We start from the raw sequence: 5,031 nt of genomic DNA on the forward strand, positions 1-5,031 counted from the left end.
ACGCGGCGGCCATACCCCAGGGCCGGCGGGTGGGGTTGTACCACTTCGGGCTGAAGGTTGGCGACAGCGACGACGAGCTGCGCGCGGTGCTCGCCCGTCTGCACGACGCGGATGTGACCATCGTCGGCGCGTCGGATCACACGGTCACCCACAGCTTGTACATCCTCGACCCGGATGGCAACGAGATCGAGCTCTACATCGACGTTCCCGGGGTCGACTGGCGGAGCACTCCCGCGCTCGCCGCGGCTCCGGTCCGTCCGTTGCGGCTCTGATCTGATCAGAAGATCAGATCAGAGCCGCCGAGATCAGAGGCGCCGGGAGTTCCCGCCTTCCGCCGCACGGGCCGTCGCTCGGTGAAACTGTGCCCATGCGACCGTCCCCCGACCAGCGTCGGCGGCTGCCGACTCTGCTGGTGACGTTGGCGATCCTCAGCGGTCTCGTCGACGCGGTCAGTTTTCTCGGACTCGGCCGGGTGTTCGTGGCCAACATGACCGGAAACGTCGTCCTGCTGGCCTTTGCGCTGGCCGGGGCGCCGGGCCTGTCCGCCGACCTGTCTGCGCTGGCCCTGGCTGGCTTCCTGGCCGGAGCCGTCATCGCCGGACGGATCGGCACGGTGACCATAATCGGCGGTCGTCGCTTCTCGTGGCTGATCATCGCGATGGCCGCGCAGACCGGGCTGATGGCCGGCGCGCTGATCGCCACGCTGGTCACCCAGGGACTCGGTACGGAACCCGAGATCCCCGATATCCCCGATATCCCCGGGGCCCGGCCCTATGCCGTCATCCTCCCGCTGGCCCTCGCGATGGGCCTGCAGCACGCGACGGCTCGGCGGATGGCCGTTCCGGACATCCCGACGAATGTGCTGACCAGCACGTTGACCGGGATCATCATCGATTCCCGGCTCGGCGGAGGAACGGGCTGCGGTGGGGCGCGGCGGGCGCGGCGGGCGCGGCGGTTCGCCGGCCCCGTCGCCATGTTCGCCGGAGCCCTGATCGGGGGCCTGTGCCTGCTCCATCTCGGCCGGATCGTCCCGCTCGTCCTGGCGACCGGTACCGTCACCGGCTGCCTGATCGCCACAGTGACCGGCACCGTTGCGGCGCCATGATCAGGAAGCCGGAGAGGCTTCGCCACCCGCGCCACCCGGCCTGGTCGCACGGCGCCGCTGCCGGATGACGACCGTCGTGTCGAGGCCGCCCTCGCCATCCGCCTGGGCAGCTGCGAGATCCCGCTCAGCCAGCTCGATCATCGGCAGCGGGATACCACGCCGGCCCGCCTCGGCAAGGCAGATCCGCAGATCCTTGCGCATCCAGTCGACCGCAAACCCGAAATCGAACTCGTCGCGCACCATGGTCTGACCACGATTCGCCAGGTACCACGAGTTGGCGGCGCCGCCGGCCACGGCGGAAAGCACCAGATCGGTGTCCAGACCGGCGGCAATAGCAAAGTTGATGGCCTCGGCCGCCCCTTCGACGGCTCCCGCCACCAGAATCTGATTGACCATCTTGGCGAGTTGTCCGCTACCGACCGGCCCGATCCTCGTGATGGTCGCGCCGTAGGCGGCGAGCACCGGCCTGGCCCGCTCGATCGTCTCAGGATCCCCACCGCACATGATGCTCAGCAGGCCGGCCATGGCACCCGCCTCCCCGCCGGAGACCGGGGCGTCGACGAAACCGACGCCGACCTCGGCGGTGCGCGCCGCGATCTCCTCCGCGAGTTCCGCGGAGGTCGTCGTGTGATCGACGATGATCGCACCGGGCCGAAGCGCTCCCAGCACCCCGTCGGCACCGAGGACGACCTCGCGGACGTCGTCATCGGCACCGACGCAGAGGCAGACGACGTCGACCTCGGTCGCCGCGGCGGCGGGCGACGGCGCGATCCGGCCGGAATGTTCCTCGGCCCAGCGTGCCGCGGTCGCGGCCGTGCGATTGAACGCGGTGGTGGAGAACCCGGCCCGAACCAGGTGACCGGCCATGGGAAATCCCATCGTGCCCAGTCCGACGAAGGCAACACGCATGAACGTCACTCCTGTTTCGCCCCCGATGGCGTCCACCGGGATCGGTCGGTCATGAGAGTCGGTCGGTCACGAGAGCATGAGAGTCGGTCGCCACCGCCCCGACATCCGATACCCCCGACATCCGATACCGGGGTGCAGACGAAGGCCCAGGGAGCTCCACGCAGCCTCGTCATTACCACGGTGACGGCCGGTCCAGCGGGAATCAGATCACGACGGCGGGGTAGCAACCGGCGGCGGATCTCCTCGACGTCGCCGGCGAGGCCGCGTCGCCGGACGTCCAGCGACCCGATCTCACGAGACCGCAACAGGTCCGCGATCCGGCGCACGTCGAAGGGCAGCTCGGCCTCGATGCGCAGCAGGCGGGCGAAGGGGGTCGTCACTGCCTCGTCGGAGGTCAGGAAGGCGATCATCGGATCAATCTGCCAGGCTCCGAGGCGCCGCCCGAGCTCGCCGACCAGGCCCGCCCGAGTGACCGCCGGGTTCGGATCGTGGAGGAACCGGCCCGGAGCCGCTACCCGACCGGCGGCCTCGCCGACCCGACCCGCCGGACCCGCCGGACCCGTATCCGCCGGGACGACTGGATCCGGGGTCCCGGTGAGGCTCACCGGCGCTCCCCCGGCCCGCAGCGACGCCGAGCCGCCCGGCCCGGGCAGCACAGTGGCGCGACGCGGGGCGGTCGCGAGGGCCGGTGAAAACAGCACGGCCTCCTTGAGATCCCGTCCGTCGGCCACGAACTCGATCTCCCAGCCGGGGGGAACCAGCTCCGTCGCCAGCCCTGGCGCGGCCTTCACCGCGACGGCCGCAACCTTGTCGGCAAGCCCGAAGCACCAGGCCAGCGGCGGCTCGCTCGCCCGCGACACCAACCGACGGTCGCCGGCACGCCGGGCCGGATCGACGAACACGGCGTCGCATCCGGAGAGGTCCACCTCCCGCACGTCGGACAGGCGCGTCTCGAGGCATCCCGTCGGCACGGTCGATCCCGTGGGCGGCGCGGTCGTGGGCAGCGCCGTCGTGCCCTCGACCGCGTGGACGGCGACGTTGAGCGCGGCCATCCGCAGATGAACCGGATCCCGGTCGACGAGCATGATCTCCCGGCCCCGCGCGAGGGCCAACGCGTCCCCGCCGATCCCCGTGCACAGGTCGGCGAGCCGGCACAGACCGGCGAACCGCGCGACCCGATGCTCGGCCGCCGCTTGCGAGGACGCTTGTTCCAACCCGGCTCGGGTGAAGAACATCCGATCGGCCCGAGCAAACTTGACCATCGCGCGCCGCCTCAGCTCCGCCTGAGTGAACGCGGCGGCGAGGAGCGCGGGGGACACGCCCTCGGCGCGCAGGCGGGCACCGACAGCCAGTTCCCGGGCCGCGCCTCCACCGGCACGCTCATCCTCGGCAAATGCCGCGACCGCCGCCGCCAGCACCGCCTTACCCTGGGCGCTCAGCAGGGCCTCGAACTGCGCCAGCCGGTCGCCGTCGGAGGCGGTCACGGCGACCCGGATGCTGCCGGAACCGGCGAATCCGCGGCACGACGACGAGATAACGACGACGGGAACATCGGCGGCACCACGGACGGTGTCATGGACGGCTGGCTAGTCAGAGGTAGCGCCCCTTGGCTCGGCGGCCCATCGCCCGGCCGATCTCCCGGGCCGCGTCCCGCTCCGCGATCGCGTGCCGTTTGTCGTAGGACTTGCGGCCACGCGCCAGCGCGATTTCGATCTTCGCCCGCCCGTCCTTCCAGTAGAGCGAGAGCGGGACCAGCGTGAGCCCACCCTCCTGGGTCTTACCGACCAGCTTTTCGATCTCCGCCCGGTGCAGCAGCATCTTGCGCTTGCGGCGGGGAGCGTGGTTCGTCCAGGTCCCCTCGGTGTACTCGGGGATGTGCACGTTGTGCAGCCAGATCTCACCATCGTTGATCTGGGCGAACCCGTCGACGAGCGAGGCCCGCCCGGCCCGCAGCGCCTTCACCTCGGTGCCACGGAGCACCAGCCCAGCCTCGTAGGTGTCGAGGATGTCGTAGTCATGCCGGGCGCGCTTGTTCTGCGCGATCAGTCTGCGCCCCGTCTCCCTCGGCACTGTCCTGTCCCTCTTCCCACACCGTTCGCGAAATCTTCTCCGAACCTACGTCCTGCCTCCCGCGTCGGTGACACGCCGGCTCCACCGCGAGGACACCCATGGTATCGATCATGTGAGCGCCATCGTCGGTCGCCGGCGTGGCCCGGGTGACGTCGCCGAGCGCTCCGTAGGGCGACGAGCGCCGTCAGCGCGCCCCGCGGAGGAGCCGCCGCGGCGGCGCGACCTGGGCGTTCAGCACCTTCCACCTCCTTGCTCGGCTGTCGAGCTTGCTCGACAGCCGAGACGACGGACTTGATGACGATGGACTTGATGAACGGTGCCAGCGAGTACTATACTCGAACACACGTTCGATGACCAGAGTGTTCAGGCGGATCGGCGGCGATTCCTGCCGGCAGATCCAACCGCTCCCTCTACGCGCCCATGACAGGCGGCATGATGCATCCAGTGACCAGACCCGGTTCATCGCTTCGGCCCGGCTCACAGTCCAGTCCGGGCGAGTCCAGTTCAGGCGAGTCCAGCCCACGCGAGGAAGCAGAGGCCCTGGGCCCCCGCGACACCGGAGTCGACGACCGTGGTTCTCTTTCCCGTCATCTGGACTAATCGATGGTTTATGGTCATCGTGTAGCTGAACTCGACGCGGACGGATGCCTCCGGGCAGATGTGGAGATCGGTCGGGAGATCGCGCGCTGGGAGGCGGCACGGCTGCTCGTGAGAGCGAGGTTCGCGCAGCTACGGCCGCCCACGGAAGAGGATGAGAGCGGGGTTGCCAGGGGATTTCACGAGTTCGCGGGAGACGAACTGGCCGCCGAGCTGAGAATGTCATCAGCGGCGGGAAACAAACAGTTGGGTTTCGCGGTCGGCGTCGTCCGCCGCATGCCGGCAGCGCTGACTGCTCTGGAACATGGTGAGCTAGATTCCCAGCGGCTGACCGTGCTGGAACGACGTAA

5 protein-coding genes and 1 pseudogene are annotated in these 5,031 nt (G+C 69.6%); 3 read left to right on the forward strand and 3 right to left on the reverse strand.

Features of this window, described 5'->3' with window-relative positions:
- A partial coding sequence (locus AC08OX_RS14795) for a VOC family protein (protein ID WP_476608348.1) occupies window positions 1-272 on the forward strand: 272 nt, incomplete at its 5' end.
- 95 nt (window positions 273-367) lie between these two features.
- Entirely contained in the window at window positions 368-1,105 is a 738-nt protein-coding gene (locus AC08OX_RS14800; protein WP_476608349.1) for a YoaK family protein, read from the forward strand.
- On the opposite strand, the gene AC08OX_RS14805 is transcribed toward AC08OX_RS14800, so the two are convergent.
- From AC08OX_RS14805 to smpB, 3 genes are all read right to left on the reverse strand, one after another.
- A complete protein-coding gene (locus AC08OX_RS14805) occupies window positions 1,106-2,014 on the reverse strand; it encodes an NAD(P)-dependent oxidoreductase (protein WP_476608350.1) in 909 nt (302 codons plus the stop codon).
- A 5-nt stretch (window positions 2,015-2,019) separates the two neighbouring features.
- Window positions 2,020-3,498 carry a THUMP-like domain-containing protein gene (locus AC08OX_RS14810; RefSeq protein WP_476608351.1) on the reverse strand — a complete coding sequence of 493 codons (1,479 nt, stop codon included), beginning with the start codon at window positions 3,496-3,498 and terminating at the stop codon, window positions 2,020-2,022.
- A 106-nt stretch (window positions 3,499-3,604) separates the two neighbouring features.
- Entirely contained in the window at window positions 3,605-4,084 is a 480-nt protein-coding gene (gene smpB / locus AC08OX_RS14815) for an SsrA-binding protein SmpB (RefSeq protein ID WP_085003355.1), read from the reverse strand.
- A gap of 660 nt (window positions 4,085-4,744) precedes the next feature.
- Here smpB and AC08OX_RS14820 point away from each other — a divergent pair.
- Window positions 4,745-5,031, forward strand: a pseudogene (locus AC08OX_RS14820) (HNH endonuclease signature motif containing protein); the annotation flags it as partial.

This window comes from Frankia sp. CoBUL1 (genome assembly GCF_978021245.1).